Here is a 17,050-nt window from a genome sequence, read left to right as displayed (position 1 = left end):
ATTACAAACAATATATTACAGTAGTTAAGAGGGGAATGTCATGGAAAATAAAAAACTAATATCAGCTATTATTAGAAATGATGGAGAAAATTCAGAATATATTAAATTAATAAGTAAAGCTAATTTAAAGACTGTTAAATATTCAGATATATCTACGAAAATAGAAGTTGGTGTTGATTTAAAGAATAATAATTATGAAAAGATAAAAGATGCTAGGGGCAAAGTAGGAATTTATATATTTTACAAAGAGATTGAAGATGAAAATATAGAAATTATATATGTAGGTGAATGCCATACAATTACAAAAAAAGATAAAGAAAAAAATGTATCAAGGTGGGACTTAAAAGAGCGTATGAAACAGCATTTCATAATAAGTGATACAGGTGGAATGCTTTACAAAATATCTAGTGGAAATAAAAATGAGGCAATTACCTTAAGGAATGAATTAGTAGATAATGCGAAATTAACATATTTCTTTATTGAACAAAATGTACAAGAAATATTGTTTTTGGAAAGTTATTTAATAGCAATGTTAAAACCTAAATATAATTTTGTAGATAAATCTAAGTTAGAAAGTATAACGGAGGTAATTTAAATGAGTATAACGAATGAGGGAAAACGTCTTGGTACGTGTGCATTATGTAGAAAACAAGATATGCTAGAGAAAAGTCATATAGTTCCTAAATTTATATTTAGAAGAATAATGAAAAATTCTCCAAGTGGATTTATGAGAAATCCATATGACCCAGATGTAAGATTACAAGATGGAAGTAAAGAATATTTATTATGTGGTGATTGTGAAGATAGATTTAGTAAATTAGAAACAAAATTTGCTAATAAAGTTTTTCATCCATACAAAAATGAAAAGATTAAAGATTTTGAGTATGAAGAATGGTTAATAAGGTTTATAGTATCTGTAAATTGGAGAACATTATATCTTGATTTATTGGAGTTTCTAAAGAATGGAAATATAGATAGAGATACACTAGAAGAAATTATAAAAAATGAAGAAGTATTAAGAGAATTTTTATTAGAAAAAAGAAATGATATAGGAAATAATGAGGTTCATATGTTCTTTTTTGATGATATAAAAGAAGCAACCAATGATATTAAGAATTCTCATCCACATAGTTTTATTTTGAATAGTTCATTTGACTATGTATATACATATTCATTTGAAAAAGAAAAGGGCATTTCTATAATAGCTAATTTATCTGGAATATTTGTTTATACAATAATGAACAAATTATCAGTAGAAAGTGAAGAAAATACATTAGTAAATTTATCTGGAGGGAATTTCAAAGCTAATGAACAAAAATGTAGTCATAAAGTAGTGTTTGATACTTTTTATATGGTACAAGATGCAAATAAAGAAAAACAAAATATATCACAAACACAAGTTGATAAGATATCTAAATCACTAGAAAAAAATAAAGACAAATTAGAAAAAAGCGAAATATTTAAACATATAAAAAAAGATATAGACTTGCAAGAAAGCTAAAGATTATTTAAAAAAGTTAAAATAATTTTTAGCTTTTTTAATATTTAAATATATTTTGATAAGATGTAAATTACAACTAAATACTTTATTAATAAAATATACTATAATATAGGGATAATATTATTGATAAACTAAATGTTTATGAAAAAACATAAATAATTCTAAATTCATTAAATACCTACCTTATAAAATTTTATTTAGATTATAAACAAATTCTATCTGAATAATCCAATGTTAAATAAATTACTTCTATATATTTTTTACATTTTATATTTTAGCTGTATATAATTACTCACCGAGAGATTGATATTAAAAATTTAAATATATAGTAGCTACAAAGGAGATTTGATAAGATGAAAAAAATAGAAATACCCAAAATAGAAAATTTAAAAGTAGGGCAAGTAATAAAAAACTATAAAAAACTTTGTAATTTATTAGAAATAAAAACGAGAACAGGAGAGGCGAAACAAATACAATTAGAAAGATTAAGAAATGCTATAGATTATCATAAAGAAGGTCATAAATTTGTTATAGATAAAATAAAGGAAATAGATGAAATAGAGTTTATAGACAAAAGAGCATTAGGTAATAATTCAGAAACATCTATAGAAATAGGTGATGTAATATTACATAAACTATTAACAGAATATTGTGGTCAAGTAGTGACAATAACAAGTAATGAACTATTAGTTAGATTAATGTTAATGTCAAAAGAATATAAGAAATTTTTATATGAAACAGATGCATTTCGCTGTGAAATAGGTATAAATTATGAATACTTGAGAAAGTATAGATTAAAAATAGGTACTCAATTAAATAAAAGAATTGAAAGCGCGTTAAAAAGATTAAAGAATAGTGGTTATATATATTACAATCAAAAGATACATTTAAGATTAATAAAAGAGAATGGAGAGCATTATAATAAAGTTTTAGATGATAATAGAGATATAGAAATATTTTTAGACACTAAGTTTAAGGCACTAGATATATTAAATTGTTTAAGAGTAGAAGAGGGAAAATCAAAAATAGATGATACGAGCAAGTTGATGTTATTTAATGAATTTAAACGTTTTAGTAAAATAGTTTGTGAGTTATTATCAAAGGAGTTTGATGATAAGTGTATAACATTCTGGGAAGGTTATATAATTAATACAACTAGAATGGCTCTTAAAAGAGTTGTGGATGATAGAAAATACAATCAGAATATAGACTATATAAAAAATAATTTCTATGAACTATTAGAGAATACAACTAGAAACATTAGAGAAGAAGAAATTAAAAGATTACAATCTCTACACAAGGAAGTGTATGAAGAAGAAAGTAATGATGTAATGTGGGGAGAGCCTACGTTTTTTAGAAGTAATGACATAGAATTTGAAATAAAAAATATACTTAAATTAAGTAAAATCTTAGTAGGATAATTTTGTCGGTTAAAAGTCGTATATTTAACTATTAATGGAATATTATATATATTAATTTTAAACGACATTTTTTATTATAATAAGCAATAAAAATATCCAACACCAGCGCGTCTGGTGTTGACACGTTGCGTTTGCGATAGCAAACCAATGTGGCATAGTAGTATAAGGTAAGTAATCTTTATGAATAAGAATTTTAACATATTTATATTTTAGATATTTAATAATATTGATGTAAATATATCTGAAGTTTAAGCAAAATGAAAAACCACTTTAACTCTGGTAGGAGAAAAAGTGGCATAGAACTTGAAATAAACATCAAGTTCAAGAAATCCAAATAATTATTATGGAAACCACACTCCACATCACTAGAATGTAATCTCTTTTATATTATAGTACATAATTAATGAAAAAAATCATTTCACAAATAAAAAATATAATTTTTATAAATCAATTTGTATATACAAAGTCATTGGTACTACTATATTTGATGATGATATGATATAATATTGTAAGATATAACAGTCATTAGGGGGACAATATAGATGTTGGATGTATTTGATATAATTGATTTAGATATGGAAAGTGTAAAAGAGTATAAAAAACATATTGTATATAGATATTTTAATACAGCACATTACGATATAAAATACAAAGAAGTAATTGCATATAATAAAACTTTAGATTGTTGTGAGTTAGAGAGTTATTATCCAAACATTACTTTAAATGAACTGGATTTAGATAATAATTCTACTCATAAGTTAGACTTTATAAGGTTTAATTTTAATACAAAAGAAGATATAAAAGCATATATCAAAAAGATAAATAAGTTTATAGATGAAAACATATCATCAGACTTTTTAAATGATATATCATATATAGAAAATGAGTTTAGAGAGTATACAAATGAATTTTTAGATAGAAGTAGTAAATATATAATAGCTTTGAGTTTAAAAGAAAATAAAGATTGGGAACATATACTATATAAAAAGTATTTTGAGTTAGACAATAAGACGGAGTATCTAAAAAATTAGATACTCTATTTTGTTTATATTAATTGCTGTAGTATGATTTAAGAGCTAAACCAACAACACAAAGTATAAAACTACCTATCATAAAAGCTTTACACCAAAATATTATTTCATCCAAAGTATACAAATTAATCCATCTATAGGAGTTTAGACAGTTAAAGTAATGTATAAACCCTTAGGAGCTTATAAGAATAAATGAACACTAATAAATCCTAACTATATAAACATAAACAATATTTGAGCTTATAGAAGTAATACCGATAGCTTAAGCTGTACTTAATAGTTAGGTTATAATTAGGAACTACTACAGATACTACAATAATATAGTATTAAAACAGTATTAAAAGTGAGATGATCAAAAAAAGTATCAAAAGTTATTGACTTAATATAAAAATAGCACTACACTTAGAGTGTCAAAAGTGGCGAACCACACAATTAATACTAAAGGAGTTAATACAAATGATATACGGATATTGTAGAATAAGTACTAAAGACCAATCAATAGATAGACAAATAAGGAATATAACAGCTGAATACCCTACAGCTACAATAATAAAAGAGGTTTACACAGCTACAAAAGTAGAAGGTAGAAAAGAATTTAATAAGCTACTAAAGATAGTTACTAAAGGTGATACAATAGTATTTGATAGCGTTAGTAGAATGAGTAGAAACGCTATAGAAGGCTTTGAGCTATACGAAGAACTTTATAATAAAGGCGTAAACTTAGTATTTATAAAAGAGCCTATGATTAATACAGATACTTACAAACAAACACTTAATAAGAATATCCCTTTAATGGGAACTAAAGAAGATATACTACTTAAGGCAATAAATGAGTATCTAATGGCATTAGCTAAAGAACAAATACAAATAGCTTTTAATCAATCAGAAAAAGAAGTTAAAGACCTACAGCAAAGAACCAAAGAAGGTATGGCAACAGCCAAATTAAACGGTAAACAAATTGGACAGCCTAAAGGTGTAAAGTTAACTACAAAGAAATCTATTGAGAAAAAAGAACAAATAATCAAATACTCAAAGGATTTCAAAGGAACATTAAAAGATATTGAAGTAATGAAGCTTATTGGAGTAGCTAAGAATACTTATTATAAGTATAAAAGAGAATTAATGGAGGACTTAAGTAATGGCTAAGGAGCATATAAGGCTATTGAATGAGTTTAAAAGGATATTAATACAGATGTAGAAGTAGTAGGAGCTGTAGAGTTAGTTGGTGAGAAGTACGCTACTTATGATGGGAAAGCTATTAAGGTGACTTTAAGTGATGGTAATTGGCTTAGAGTATATCGAATTAAAAAAGGTGAATTAAATTGGTATTAGGCTATTCTAACTTATTGAATAGCTTTTATTATGCCTAAAATTAATACAATGATACAATTAATGATATAAACACAAAAGGGGTTGATAGAGTGAATAAGGAACACTTCAATAACTTAGAGATGTTGGAACAAATAGAATACATAAATAGTCAATTAGAATTCAACAGGCTAACAAAGGTTTGTACATCTATAGGAATTGATAGAGCAACCGCAAGAAAAAGGTTTAAATCCTTTGGGTATGAGATAATAGATGTATTAAAATAGATAACACTATTACTAAAGCTAATAAAAAAGCGCAAAAAAGAATAATAAGTCTAATGATATAAAGGTATTAGAGAATAGAATAAACAGCTTAGAAGTTCAAATAAAAGAATTACAAAAATAAATAGATATAATTAATAATAGATTAAATACAAATAGCATTGATACAAATGTAGTAATAGATACTACAAGTATAATACATAGTTCTATAGATAACTATGATAGTAAAGATACAGTAAATAGAAACTATAGAATATATACAGATATACATAAAGAATTAACTACATTCTGTAAGGGCATAAGCAATATAGAGTACAAGATATCATATCAAGTGCAATAAGAGAGTATTTAGATAAACATAATAAATAGCTGCAAATCTAGTATTAGTTACTACAAGTCATATCAATAGGTATGACTTTTTTTAAAATTTCTAATATATATAGGGTCGCTAAGGTACTTCATGAAAAAAATAAAAAAAATTTTAATTGAACTTTTACGTTGAAAAGTTGATTTGTATATATTTAATTTGTGATACAAAATGCAGGAGGTTAAAAGACATGGAGGTAAAATACAATTCAACAAAACAAGCGAAAGAAAATGAGATACAAGACCTTTGGAGTGTAATAGGAACAGAAAATTTAGAATCAAATAACTTTCTAGGAATACTAGGAGAGACGCAAGAACATTTGGCAATAATAGAGTTCTTATGTAGTGTAATACCTAACTTGTTGGATAGTGACATCATCCAGCTATGCTTATTATCTAATCTAATAGTTGAATACAACTATCTAAATAGCCAAATGGAAGGCTTAAAAGATGATTTGCAGATGTATATTAGAACAATGAAAATCAAAAATGAAGTTGCGACTAAGATTGATAGCATATGCAGAAATTATGGACTAACACCATCTACTAGAGCAAAAGTTACACCAATATTTAAGGAGGATGAGTAAATGGTTGTTATAAAAAAAGCTAAGAGAAATAGAAGCGGTAAGCAAGATAAATTTAAAGACGACCCTTTAATTCAGCTTATGAAAAGTGTAGGAATTGAATTTGATGAGGACGGTCGTGTAACACATAATCCTTTAACTTATAGCTATAAAGATAGAAAAGAAGGAAATTAATAAATGAAAAAATTTATAAGAAAAGTAATCTAAAATTTTACACTTGCTATTACGAGTGTCTATAATTACTTATCTTAAGCATACAAAACATATGAACTAATAGACAAAACATAAAAGGTATTAGAGTAATTCTAATACCTAAAAAATATTAGAAAGGTGACACAAATGAATTTAGAAAACTTAACAGAAAAAGAAATAACACATTTAAAGGATATGTCTAAATTTTGTTACTCTAATGAGAGTAATTTTAGGATGAGAGTAAGTATTAGGCTAGTTGGTCGAATACTAGATGTAGCATTAAATACTCATTGGGATGATAGCATATCAGTAAAAGAGTATAAAGAGTACGCAAGTAAATTAATAGGCTTATGGTTTCCTCATTGGGATGATGAGAGAGTTCTTGAAGAAGTTAATAACATAAGAACTAAGAATACCATAAATATCAATAGATTAGTTAAAGAAATGTATTACTTAAATAATGTATTAAATAAATAAAGCTGGAGTAATCCAGCTTTTTTATTACAAGGTCGGTAACTCGATCCATTTTTAGAATTCAAAATATAGGAGGTAAAACCAATGATAAAAGACCAATTAATAAAAGCAAGGTGCACAGTAGAACAAAAACAATATATAGAAAAATTCATGTACAAAAATAAGTGCAGAAGTCTATTAGAAGCCATTAGGGCTATTATAAATAATCATATGATATTTAACCCAATGTTACCTGCTGGAGGTGCTAAGGATGGAGAATAAATCATTAGTATATCTTAGAGAAATTGACTTCACAGATTTAAGCTATTATAAAAGTAAAAAATATGGTATTTCGAGGGCTATATATCAATATATAGGTTCAACAGATGAAACGATAGGAACTAGAACTTCAAAATGGTGTAATAAGAATATATCAAGAAATAATAAAATAGGTCAATTATTAAGGGTATTAATGAAGATGTATAAGTTCGAAAACATTAGACAACTTAACAGATACTTAGTAGAACATACAAGAATATTAAAAGAGTATGACACTATAGAACAAGCTAAAAAATTAGAAAGTACTTTGATTACTATTAATATGTGTGAAGATGAAAAGTATGAATGGATTATATGTCTAAATAAAAGAGATGCAGAAGTAAACATAAAAGAAGCTAAAGAACTTATAACAAGTCTAGAGAATAAATATGTTATATCAAAACTTAAAGAAAAACTTGAAAAAGAAGCTCAAAAAAACTAAATAAAATTATTCTTTTATTTTAAGGCTGCAGGTGTTGGAATAAATACTTTTCAACACCTATTTTTAATATTTTTTACATTTTGTAGCTATCTTGTATATAATTCATTGAACACTAAAAAAGACAGTTTTAGAATGTAAAAGATAGCAAAAGTAGTGGACATACACATAAGCTATAGAGCTTTCATATTTTACATTAAGACCATAATAGGAGATTGATTGGATATGAAAAAAGTTAAAATAGAAGATATGAAGGTAGAAATAAGATATACTAATAAAATGGTTGATAAAGATAAATTATATGATATATTTACAGGTATAATAAAAAGAATTGAAACAGAAGAAAAAAAAGAAGGTGGAGTATATGAGAAAAAAGACAGTTGTGCTAACTAGATTTAGTTCAATAATGCAAGATAATATATCACAAAAAACAGCTATTGATAAGTATATAAATGATAATAGACTTATAGTAGACGAATGGATAGAAGAAGATGCTGTATCTGGATTTAAAACTAGACTAGAAGATAGAAAAGGATTGATGATAATAAAGGATATGGCTTTAAATGAAGAACTAGATACATTAATAATATTTAATTCTGACAGAATAGGTCGTAGGATGGAAATGGTAGGTTTTATGTCTTTAATGACAGAATGTAAAGTAAAGGTCATATCAGTAACAGAAGGTGTCCTAAATGGTGGTTGTGATACAGATGATTTATTAAATAGTATTAGGTTCTGGACAGCACAACAAGAAAGTAGAAAAACATCAAAAAGAGTTAAAAATGGTAAATTAGCAAAAATAAAACAAGATGGGTATGCAGGAGGGACTCCGAACTATGGATATAGAGTAGTTGATAAGAAACTTGAAATAAACGAAGAAGAGAGTAAGATAGTTATAATGTTATTTGAAGAATATGTAATAGGCGGAATACCTAAAATAATAAAAATTATAGAAAAAAATAAAATTACTAAACGTGGTGAACAGTTTAATAGGCAAAAGATACTTAAATTACTTCATAACCCAATATACATAGGTAAAAAACAATATCAAGGTGAACTTATAGATATGCCACAATTGAGAATAGTTAGTGATGAACTATTTTATAAAGTTCAAGACATCATGCAGAATAGAAGAACTAAAGGAACTACTAAATATGTAAATAAAACGGATGCACTTCTAGAAAGTATATTATGGCATCAATGCGAAGATGGAGAGATAAGAAAAGTACATGTGGACTATGTAAAACTTAAAAATGGGGATAAAAGACCATATTATAGATGTAAACATTGCAAAGATGTAAAAGCAAAGATAACGAAGAACTATAACAGTAATAAAATAGAGCCACTAGTAATTAATGATATAAAATCAATTATGGGTAATACAGATATTGAAACACTAGAAAAGAGATATAACAAAGAAATAAATGATAGTATAAAAGGTATAAATGATACCATAGATATAATTCAAAGAAATATAGAAAAGAAAAATAAGGATATAGAAAAAGCTATAAAACAAATAGAAAATATAATTCTAGGTGAGAGTAATTTAGATATAGAAATAGTAAATGGATTAATACAAAAATTGAAAGATGAAAAACAAGGACTAGAAGAAGTTTTAAATATAAATATAGATGAATTAAACAAATTAAAGAATAAAACATCAAAAGCAATTTACTTACTACAGAAGTATAAAAATTTTGATGATATATATGATAAATCTAACGATTTGGAAAAGAAAAATATATTACAAGAATTAATTGATAAGATTATAATTAGCCATGATAAAATATATATAGATTTTAATATATACTGATGTATGAATATATTGACTTTATATAATAAATTTGATAACATATATCTAAATTAAAAATTGGGTATATGTTATCTTAACTTCAGAAGGATATATACCAAATCCATTTTGAGCATAATTTGTACCAAGTCCAGCAGCCTTTAATTGTTCAGGAGTAGCATCTGCTGTTAATTGATAAACCATACTAGCAATCATTTCAACATGAGCTAGTTCCTCAGTTCCTATATCAGTTAAAAGAGCTCTAGTTTTACCAGTAGGCATAGTATACCTTTGACTTAAATATCTAAGTGAAGCTGCCAATTCCCCGTTAGGTCCACCAAATTGAGTTATTAAATACTTAGCCATTTTTAAATCCATATTTTTTATGTTTACAGGATGTTGTAAAGTTTTTTGATATACCCACATAAAATTTTAATCCTCCCCTATATTTTAATATTAACAGTTAAATTCTCTATCCCAAGGCCATGGTTGATCAATCCATTGCCAAGGACATCCACTTTTACCATAGCCAAAATTAGTTAAAGGTCCATATTTACATTCATAATTACGTATAGCTTCATTTAATTGTTTTGAAAAAGAGTTGTACATATTTACAGCATTTGCATCATCTGGATGAGTATCTAAATATAAATTTAAATCTACGCAAGCAAAACTTAATTCTTGGATTTTTAATATTATTTCATATCTATTTAATTGAGCCATTATCTTTTACCCCCACGTAATTTTTTAGGTGTAGAATATAATTCTTTATTGTACATTAGTGAATCCATCAAATATAATTCAGGAAATAAAGTTCCTTTGTTTAGTGCAGCAGAAAGCGAATACATCTTTGTAAATGTTTGATCATTTACATAAGGTCTAGCAAGTTCGCAACCGCAATTTTTAGATATACCTCTTTTTTTATCCTCCATTAAAATTCCTCCCAGTAAAAATTTAGATAATAAATATCTAATAATATAGTATTCGTACAAGCAAATTTGGTTACTTGAATAACTTAAATATTATTAATGATTTTTAATAAATATGTTAAATAAAAGTATTTAATTTGTGTATTACTTGAATTCATAATAGATTTTATGATAAAATAATTTGCATGTTCACATAAGGATGAGGTGATAAAATGAGCGAATTAGCAGGAAAAGGCTGTGAAATTATAGTTCCTTTTGATGAAAGACAGCCATTAAAGGATATAGAAAGAAGTATAATAAAGAAATATAGAAAACATTTATGGTCTAAATTTATAAAAGCTATAAGAGATTATAATCTAGTAGAAGAAGGTGACAAAATAGCAGTTGCCATATCTGGTGGAAAAGATAGTTTACTTATGGCTAAAATGTTCCAAGAATTAAAAAGACATGGACAAGTTAACTTTGAAGTTGAATTTATAGCTATGGATCCAGGATATCATAAAGATATAAAGCAACTACTTATAGATAACTGTGAATACTTAGATATTCCAATACATTTATTTGATTCTAGAATCTTTGAAATAGCAGATGAAATAGCTAAAGATTATCCTTGCTATATGTGTGCTAGAATGAGAAGAGGAGCATTATACTCAAAGGCAGAAGAGTTAGGGTGTAATAAGCTTGCACTTGGACATCATTATGATGATGTTATAGAAACTACTATGTTAAACTTATTATGTGCAGGAAACTTTAAAACAATGTTACCAAAATTAAATTCAACAAATTTTGATGGAATACAAATAATAAGACCTCTTTACTATATAAGAGAAGAACATATAGTTAGGTTTATACAAAATAGTGGTATATGGCCATTAAACTGTGCATGTATGGTTGCAGCGAAAAAGACTGGAAATAAAAGATATGAAATAAAAGATCTTATAAAAAGTTTAGGTGAAAACTTTAAAGATGTTGAAAAATCTATATTTAAGGCAGCTGAAAATGTTAATATAGATTCTGTTTTAGGCTGGCAACAAGATGGAGTTAAACATTCATTCTTAGAAAATTATGAAAAATAATAATATAAAATGAAAACACTGGTACTATATCAGTGTTTTTATTTTATATTATTATTTTAAATTATCAATAAAAATAATTATAGAAAATGGTAAAATATATTTATAGCTAGATAAATAGGGGTGATTTATTTGAAAAAAATATATATAGATTTTGAAATGAATATGGCAAATACAAAAACAAAAAAGGATATGCTAGATGCGGATATAATAGCTATAGGAGCAATAAAGTATGATACAGACACTGGTGAAATTGAAAAATTTAAATCTTTAGTAAAACCAATAACTAATTTAAATATATTTCCACATATACAAGAACTTACAAATATAAGCCAAGAGGATATATCAAAGGCTCCTTCTTATGAAACTGTTATGAGGAAATTTAAAAAATGGTTGGGAAAAATTTATCAAATAGAAGGAATTTATACATTTGGGAACTTAGATTTAATGTGCTTTAACAATACAGATAAAAAAAGTTCGAATAAATATAATCATCCTAGATTTGTAAATAATATAAAAAACTTATTTGTAGATATAAAAGATAAATATATAAATTACGGAATAAGATGTATTAATTATGTATCACTTAAAAATTTATTAGATTGCGCAAATGTTGAATTTTATGGAGATGCACATGACCCTTTATATGATGCATATAATTTATTTATATTAGATAAAACACTAGAAAATAGTGAAGAAACTAGGAATATATTAACGATAAAAGATATTGTAAGGCAACCATTTACAGTTATAAATGAAAATTTAGAATACATATTTGAAGAATATAGAATAAATTTATATGGAAATAATAGTGATGAAATACATAAGGATATATCTATAGAAATATTAAAAACTATTCGTATATATATAGAATCTATAAAACAGATTGATATATATAATATAGAAATATTAAGAGATATAAATAGAAAATTAGAAGTTATTAATAATCTGAAAGACTTAAAAGTAGGATATTTTTTCTTATTAGAAAATCTTTATTTTGATATGAAGGATTTATTCGACGATTTGATGCTATATAAGGTTACAACTACAGAGTATAAAGAAGAAATTGAAAATATAATATTATTATTTAATGAAGATTTATTATATGAAGGTATAGATTTTGAATATATTTTAGAAGAAAGCTGTTGATAAAATATTTTATTAATAGCTTTTTATGTATAGGTAAGTTATAGCATGAAAAGTTTTATGTATAGCCTATGAATATAAGTAATATCAATAATTTTATAAACGTAAAAATGATGTTTTAAAATGCTTAGCTCACGCAGTAGGTCAAGCAATGTATGTGTCTGTAGGGTGAGCAAAATACTTTACAGACATGTTGCTCAAGGGAAGTGAATTTTTATAAGTATAATAAATAAATCTAAAAAATATAAATTAATATATCTTAATTTAATAAAAGGAGATTATACTCAATATGGACGAGATAAAGGTGTATTTTTTTACTATATTTAAGGTTTTTCTATTATTATCTTCTATATTTATAATATTTACAGTTATAAAATATTCAAGAACTAAAAGTAAAAATAAGAGAAATAATAGTTTAAGTATGAGAGGTAGTAGCAAAATACTTAAACAGACTGAAAATGAAAATAAAGATAATTCATATAAAGTTGTAGATAAATCTTTGACTAATGAGAAAGTTTATAAATATGATAATGGAGACTTGTATAAAGGAGAATTCATAAATGGTAAAAGACAGGGTTTTGGTGTTTGTATATTTGCAAATAAAGAAAGATACGAAGGTATATGGAAAAATGATTTAATGCATAGCATAGGTAAATATACTTATAACAATGGATGTACATATAGTGGAGATTTTAGAAATGGAGTAGCTGAGGGAATAGGAACTTACACATACAAAAATAATGACATATATAAGGGTCATTTTATTAACAATAAAAAAGAAGGTAAGGGTGTATTATATTATAAAGATGGAAGCAAGTATATAGGTATGTGGAAAGATAATTTAAAATTTGGAGATGGTAAATTAATAAAAGCAAATGGAGATAAATATATAGGAGAATTCTTAAATGATAAAATTAATGGAAGGGGTGAATATATTTATTCAAATGGAGATAAATATATAGGGGAATTTAAAGACAATGTATTTCATGGACATGGGTGCTATATAAATACTAGTGGTGATACATATGAAGGTGAATATAGATATGGTTTAAAAAAAGGATATGGAATATTAAAGTCTATAGATAATATTGTATATGAAGGTGAGTTTAAGGATGATTTATTTGAAGGTAATGGAAGATATAGATATAAAAATGAAGGAATATATGAAGGTGATTTTAAAAGAGGAAAGCGCCATGGCATAGGTACATATGTATGTAGTCTATATAAATATATTGGTGAATGGAAAAATGATAAAAAAGGAAAGGTAGGAACTTACTACTTAAACTCTAAAGTTGTAATTGATGTAGTAATTGAAGGTAATATATTAAATGGTGTATATAAAGCTAATGGTAAAGAAAAGTACATAAATGATATAGATTTAAATATTATAGAAGAAAAAGAAATGCTAGAAAATATAGAAAAATATTTAAATGATAATATTAATCACCATAATCACTCTAAAAATATATAATTTAATATACAATATTTTGGAGTGATATTAATGAAAACAGAAATTTTAGATTTAGATGTAAAGCTAATACCTTTTACAATAAATAAAGAGTTTAGAGGCATAGGAACAAAATCCATCTATGGAGTAGAAATGATAAAGGCAAAAAGTATATGGCAAGAGTCACAAAAAGGTGCTGGAGTTAAAATTGCAGTGATAGATTCTGGGTGTGATATAAATCATGAAAGCCTAAAAAATAATATAATAGGTGTAAAAAATTTTACAGATGAAGATAAAAAAAATCCTAATATAGTGATTGATAGAGTTGGACATGGAACTCATGTAATAGGTACTATATGCGCAAATGGAAGTAATATAACAGGTGTGGCTCCAGATGCGCAAATTTACGTTTTAAAGGCTATAAATAGAACTGGAACAGGTAAGTTAAATTGGGTAATAAATGCTATAAAATATGCAGTAGAGCAAAAGGTAGATATAATATCTATGTCACTTGGGTTATCAGAAAATAGTCCTAAACTAGAAAAGGTAATAAAAGAAGCAGTTAATAGTAATATATTAGTGGTTTGTGCAGCAGGTAATGAAGGCGATGGAGATGCTGATAGTTTTGAATATTCATATCCAGCAGCTTATCCAGATGTAATATCTGTTGGAGCTGTTGATAAAAAAGGTGTACCTGCTAAGTTTTCTAACTCTAATACAGCTATAGATGTTGTTGCACCTGGAGTTGATATACTTTCGACTTATCCTAATAATCGATTTGCTGTTTTGAGTGGAACTAGTATGGCAGCGCCTCATGTTACAGGAAGCTTAGCTTTATTAAAAAATTGGTCTAAAAATGAATTTCAAAGAAATTTAACACAAGAAGAATTATATGCACAATTGATAAAGCACACAAGAGTGCTGGAATATCCTAGAACTGTACAGGGAAATGGACTAGTATATTTAAAGGATGAAAAAAATATGAAAAAATTTAAATATTAATAAAGGGGCTATTTCATATATAATTTACCTTAATATGAAATAGCTTTTTAGTTTTGAATAGAATTAATATAAAATAAAAATAAACGACAAAATGCTACAAAACTGTTACAAAAATGATACTTATAATATATAATAGATGATGTGCATAAATTTAGTGTAAAAAAAAGGATATATGGAGTGATAAAATTGATTAAATTTACCAACGTAGAAAAAGTATATTCTGATAGAAACAAATCCCTTGATAATATAAATTTAGGAATAAGCCAAGGTGAATTTATATTTTTAGTGGGACATTCTGGTGCAGGAAAATCTACACTACTTAAAATTTTAACACGAGAAGAAAAAGTTTCATCAGGAAGGGTGTCAGTACTAGGACAAGATTTAAGTAAGATTAAACATAGAAAAATTCATGAGTATAGACGTAATTTAGGTGTAGTATTTCAAGATTTTAGGATTTTAAGAGATAAGACTGTATATGAAAATGTTGAAATTGCAATGAGAGCAGTTGGAGCCAATTCAAAAACTATAAAACCAAGTGTAATGTCAGTTTTAGAGAAGGTTAAAATAGCAGATAAGTATAATAAATATCCAGATGAATTGTCTGGTGGAGAACTTCAAAGGGTGGCTATAGCAAGAGCTATAGTAAATAAACCATCAATAATTATAGCAGACGAATGTACTGGTAACTTAGATATAGAAAACTCTATAAGTATATTAGAAATATTAAATGATATAAACAAAGAAGGTGTTACTATTATAATGGCAACACATGATAATGAAATTATAAATTTATTTCCTAAAAGAGTTATTCAATTAGAAAAAGGAAAAATAATAAGAGACACGAAGAGGGAAATGTATGAAGCTACTGTCTAATTTTTTATATAGTGTAAAACAAGGTATAAAAGGAATCTTTACAAATAAAACTATGAGTTTTATATCTATAATTTCTGTTAGTGCATCGTTAATAATATTAGGTATAATAACTAGTATTGTATTAAATACAAATCAATTCATAAAAACAACAAAATATGAAATAAATGAAATAAGAGTATCTATTCAACCTAACTTAGATGGAACTAGTATAGAGAATCTTAAAGATAAATTAAGCAATATAGAAGGAATAAAAAGTGTAGAGTTTAAAGACAAAGAAACCATGTTAAATGACATGAAAAGTAGCTGGGGAGAAGATGCCTATTTATTAGAAGAGGTAGAAAATCCTTTAGATGATTGCTACATCGTTACATTAGAAAATTCAAAAGATATAAAAGCAGTGTCAAGTAAAATATCTACTTTAGATAATGTTAAAAATGTAGAATATAATGAAGATGTAATAGAAAACTTTGTTAAAATATCAAACTCTATTAGAAACTTTGGTGCAGTACTTATTATATTTTTAATATTAATATGCTTAGTTATAATATCAAATACTATAAAAGCTATAGTGTACAGCAAGAAAGAAGAAATTGAAATAATAAAGTATGTAGGTGGAAGTGATAACTTTATAAGAATGCCATTTATAGTTGAAGGTTTTACTATAGGATTTATAGGATCTACTATAGCGTTATTCATATGTATATATATGTATGAATACATATTAGAAAATATAAATAATGCAATTAACTTTATGAATAATAACATGATGATTCCAGTTTCAGAAATAGCAATATTTTTAGCATTTGTTTTATTTATAACAGGAATTACCATTGGAGTACTAGGTAGTATTATATCTGTAAAAAGACATTTAAAAGTATAAGATTTAGGGGGGAG

The 17,050-nt window shown here is 25.7% G+C and carries 21 protein-coding genes and 1 pseudogene; 19 read left to right on the top strand and 3 right to left on the bottom strand.

What is annotated here, in order from left to right:
• Positions 1-40: 40 nt before the first annotated feature.
• From BN7997_RS13085 to BN7997_RS13045, 13 genes are all read left to right on the top strand, one after another.
• Positions 41-595 carry a GIY-YIG nuclease family protein gene (locus BN7997_RS13085; protein ID WP_071121187.1) on the top strand — a complete coding sequence of 185 codons (555 nt, stop codon included), beginning with the start codon at positions 41-43 and terminating at the stop codon, positions 593-595.
• Positions 596-1,501 carry a hypothetical protein gene (locus BN7997_RS13080; protein WP_071121186.1) on the top strand — a complete coding sequence of 302 codons (906 nt, stop codon included), beginning with the start codon at positions 596-598 and terminating at the stop codon, positions 1,499-1,501.
• A 353-nt stretch (positions 1,502-1,854) separates the two neighbouring features.
• Positions 1,855-2,922 carry a hypothetical protein gene (locus BN7997_RS13075; RefSeq protein WP_071121185.1) on the top strand — a complete coding sequence of 356 codons (1,068 nt, stop codon included), beginning with the start codon at positions 1,855-1,857 and terminating at the stop codon, positions 2,920-2,922.
• A 542-nt stretch (positions 2,923-3,464) separates the two neighbouring features.
• Positions 3,465-3,953 carry a hypothetical protein gene (locus BN7997_RS13070; protein WP_071121184.1) on the top strand — a complete coding sequence of 163 codons (489 nt, stop codon included), beginning with the start codon at positions 3,465-3,467 and terminating at the stop codon, positions 3,951-3,953.
• A 456-nt stretch (positions 3,954-4,409) separates the two neighbouring features.
• The gene (locus tag BN7997_RS13065; RefSeq protein WP_071121183.1) at positions 4,410-5,099 is read left to right on the top strand and encodes a recombinase family protein; all 690 of its coding nucleotides are present in this window, start codon (positions 4,410-4,412) and stop codon (positions 5,097-5,099) included.
• 275 nt (positions 5,100-5,374) lie between these two features.
• Complete coding sequence (locus BN7997_RS15680) at positions 5,375-5,548, top strand: hypothetical protein (RefSeq protein WP_154665262.1); 174 nt, start codon at positions 5,375-5,377, stop codon at positions 5,546-5,548.
• A 554-nt stretch (positions 5,549-6,102) separates the two neighbouring features.
• Positions 6,103-6,498, top strand: a complete 396-nt coding sequence (locus BN7997_RS13060) for a hypothetical protein (protein ID WP_071121182.1) — start codon at positions 6,103-6,105, stop codon at positions 6,496-6,498.
• Positions 6,499-6,669, top strand: a complete 171-nt coding sequence (locus tag BN7997_RS15675) for a hypothetical protein (protein ID WP_154665261.1) — start codon at positions 6,499-6,501, stop codon at positions 6,667-6,669.
• A gap of 165 nt (positions 6,670-6,834) precedes the next feature.
• Complete coding sequence (locus BN7997_RS13055; RefSeq protein WP_071121181.1) at positions 6,835-7,164, top strand: hypothetical protein; 330 nt, start codon at positions 6,835-6,837, stop codon at positions 7,162-7,164.
• 81 nt (positions 7,165-7,245) lie between these two features.
• Positions 7,246-7,422, top strand: a complete 177-nt coding sequence (locus BN7997_RS15670; RefSeq protein ID WP_154665260.1) for a hypothetical protein — start codon at positions 7,246-7,248, stop codon at positions 7,420-7,422.
• Positions 7,412-7,900 (top strand): hypothetical protein, encoded by a 489-nt coding sequence (locus BN7997_RS13050; RefSeq protein ID WP_071121180.1) that lies wholly within the window; start codon positions 7,412-7,414, stop codon positions 7,898-7,900. The genes BN7997_RS15670 and BN7997_RS13050 overlap by 11 nt, the downstream gene beginning before the upstream one ends.
• Positions 7,901-8,122: 222 nt before the next feature.
• Positions 8,123-8,290, top strand: a complete 168-nt coding sequence (locus tag BN7997_RS15665) for a hypothetical protein (RefSeq protein WP_154665259.1) — start codon at positions 8,123-8,125, stop codon at positions 8,288-8,290.
• Positions 8,262-9,710, top strand: coding sequence for a recombinase family protein (locus tag BN7997_RS13045; RefSeq protein ID WP_071121179.1), 1,449 nt, complete (start codon positions 8,262-8,264; stop codon positions 9,708-9,710). The genes BN7997_RS15665 and BN7997_RS13045 overlap by 29 nt, the downstream gene beginning before the upstream one ends.
• Before the next feature lie 78 nt (positions 9,711-9,788).
• On the opposite strand, the pseudogene BN7997_RS13040 reads toward BN7997_RS13045, so the two are convergent.
• The 3 genes and pseudogenes from BN7997_RS13040 to BN7997_RS13030 all read right to left on the bottom strand — a co-directional run.
• Positions 9,789-10,112, bottom strand: a pseudogene (locus BN7997_RS13040) (manganese catalase family protein); the annotation flags it as partial.
• Between the two features lie 30 nt (positions 10,113-10,142).
• The gene (locus tag BN7997_RS13035; RefSeq protein ID WP_071121178.1) at positions 10,143-10,409 is read right to left on the bottom strand and encodes a spore coat protein CotJB; all 267 of its coding nucleotides are present in this window, start codon (positions 10,407-10,409) and stop codon (positions 10,143-10,145) included.
• Positions 10,409-10,618: a spore coat associated protein CotJA gene (locus tag BN7997_RS13030; RefSeq protein WP_071121177.1), complete on the bottom strand. Its 210-nt coding sequence runs from the start codon at positions 10,616-10,618 to the stop codon at positions 10,409-10,411. Before BN7997_RS13030 ends, BN7997_RS13035 begins: the two co-directional genes overlap by 1 nt.
• A 209-nt stretch (positions 10,619-10,827) precedes the next feature.
• On the opposite strand from BN7997_RS13030, the gene BN7997_RS13025 reads away from it, so the two are divergent.
• The 6 genes from BN7997_RS13025 (at position 10,828) to ftsX (ending at position 17,036) form a co-directional block, all read left to right on the top strand.
• A complete protein-coding gene (locus BN7997_RS13025; protein WP_071121176.1) occupies positions 10,828-11,691 on the top strand; it encodes a tRNA 2-thiocytidine biosynthesis TtcA family protein in 864 nt (287 codons plus the stop codon).
• Between the two features lie 120 nt (positions 11,692-11,811).
• Positions 11,812-12,837, top strand: coding sequence for a 3'-5' exonuclease (locus tag BN7997_RS13020; protein WP_242873422.1), 1,026 nt, complete (start codon positions 11,812-11,814; stop codon positions 12,835-12,837).
• A gap of 286 nt (positions 12,838-13,123) precedes the next feature.
• Complete coding sequence (locus BN7997_RS13015; RefSeq protein ID WP_071121174.1) at positions 13,124-14,305, top strand: MORN repeat-containing protein; 1,182 nt, start codon at positions 13,124-13,126, stop codon at positions 14,303-14,305.
• Positions 14,306-14,335: 30 nt separating this feature from the next.
• Complete coding sequence (locus BN7997_RS13010) at positions 14,336-15,283, top strand: S8 family peptidase (protein WP_071121173.1); 948 nt, start codon at positions 14,336-14,338, stop codon at positions 15,281-15,283.
• Positions 15,284-15,469: 186 nt separating this feature from the next.
• Positions 15,470-16,156, top strand: a complete 687-nt coding sequence (gene ftsE / locus BN7997_RS13005; protein ID WP_071121172.1) for a cell division ATP-binding protein FtsE — start codon at positions 15,470-15,472, stop codon at positions 16,154-16,156.
• Positions 16,140-17,036 carry a permease-like cell division protein FtsX gene (gene ftsX, locus BN7997_RS13000; RefSeq protein WP_071121171.1) on the top strand — a complete coding sequence of 299 codons (897 nt, stop codon included), beginning with the start codon at positions 16,140-16,142 and terminating at the stop codon, positions 17,034-17,036. The genes ftsE and ftsX overlap by 17 nt, the downstream gene beginning before the upstream one ends.
• The last annotated feature ends 14 nt before the right edge of the window (positions 17,037-17,050 follow it).

This window comes from Romboutsia timonensis, from assembly GCF_900106845.1.
Classification (GTDB): Bacteria; Bacillota; Clostridia; order Peptostreptococcales; family Peptostreptococcaceae; genus Romboutsia; species Romboutsia timonensis.
Note: the sequence above shows the minus strand (reverse complement) of the source record. Positions and strands in the feature narration are given on the sequence as shown.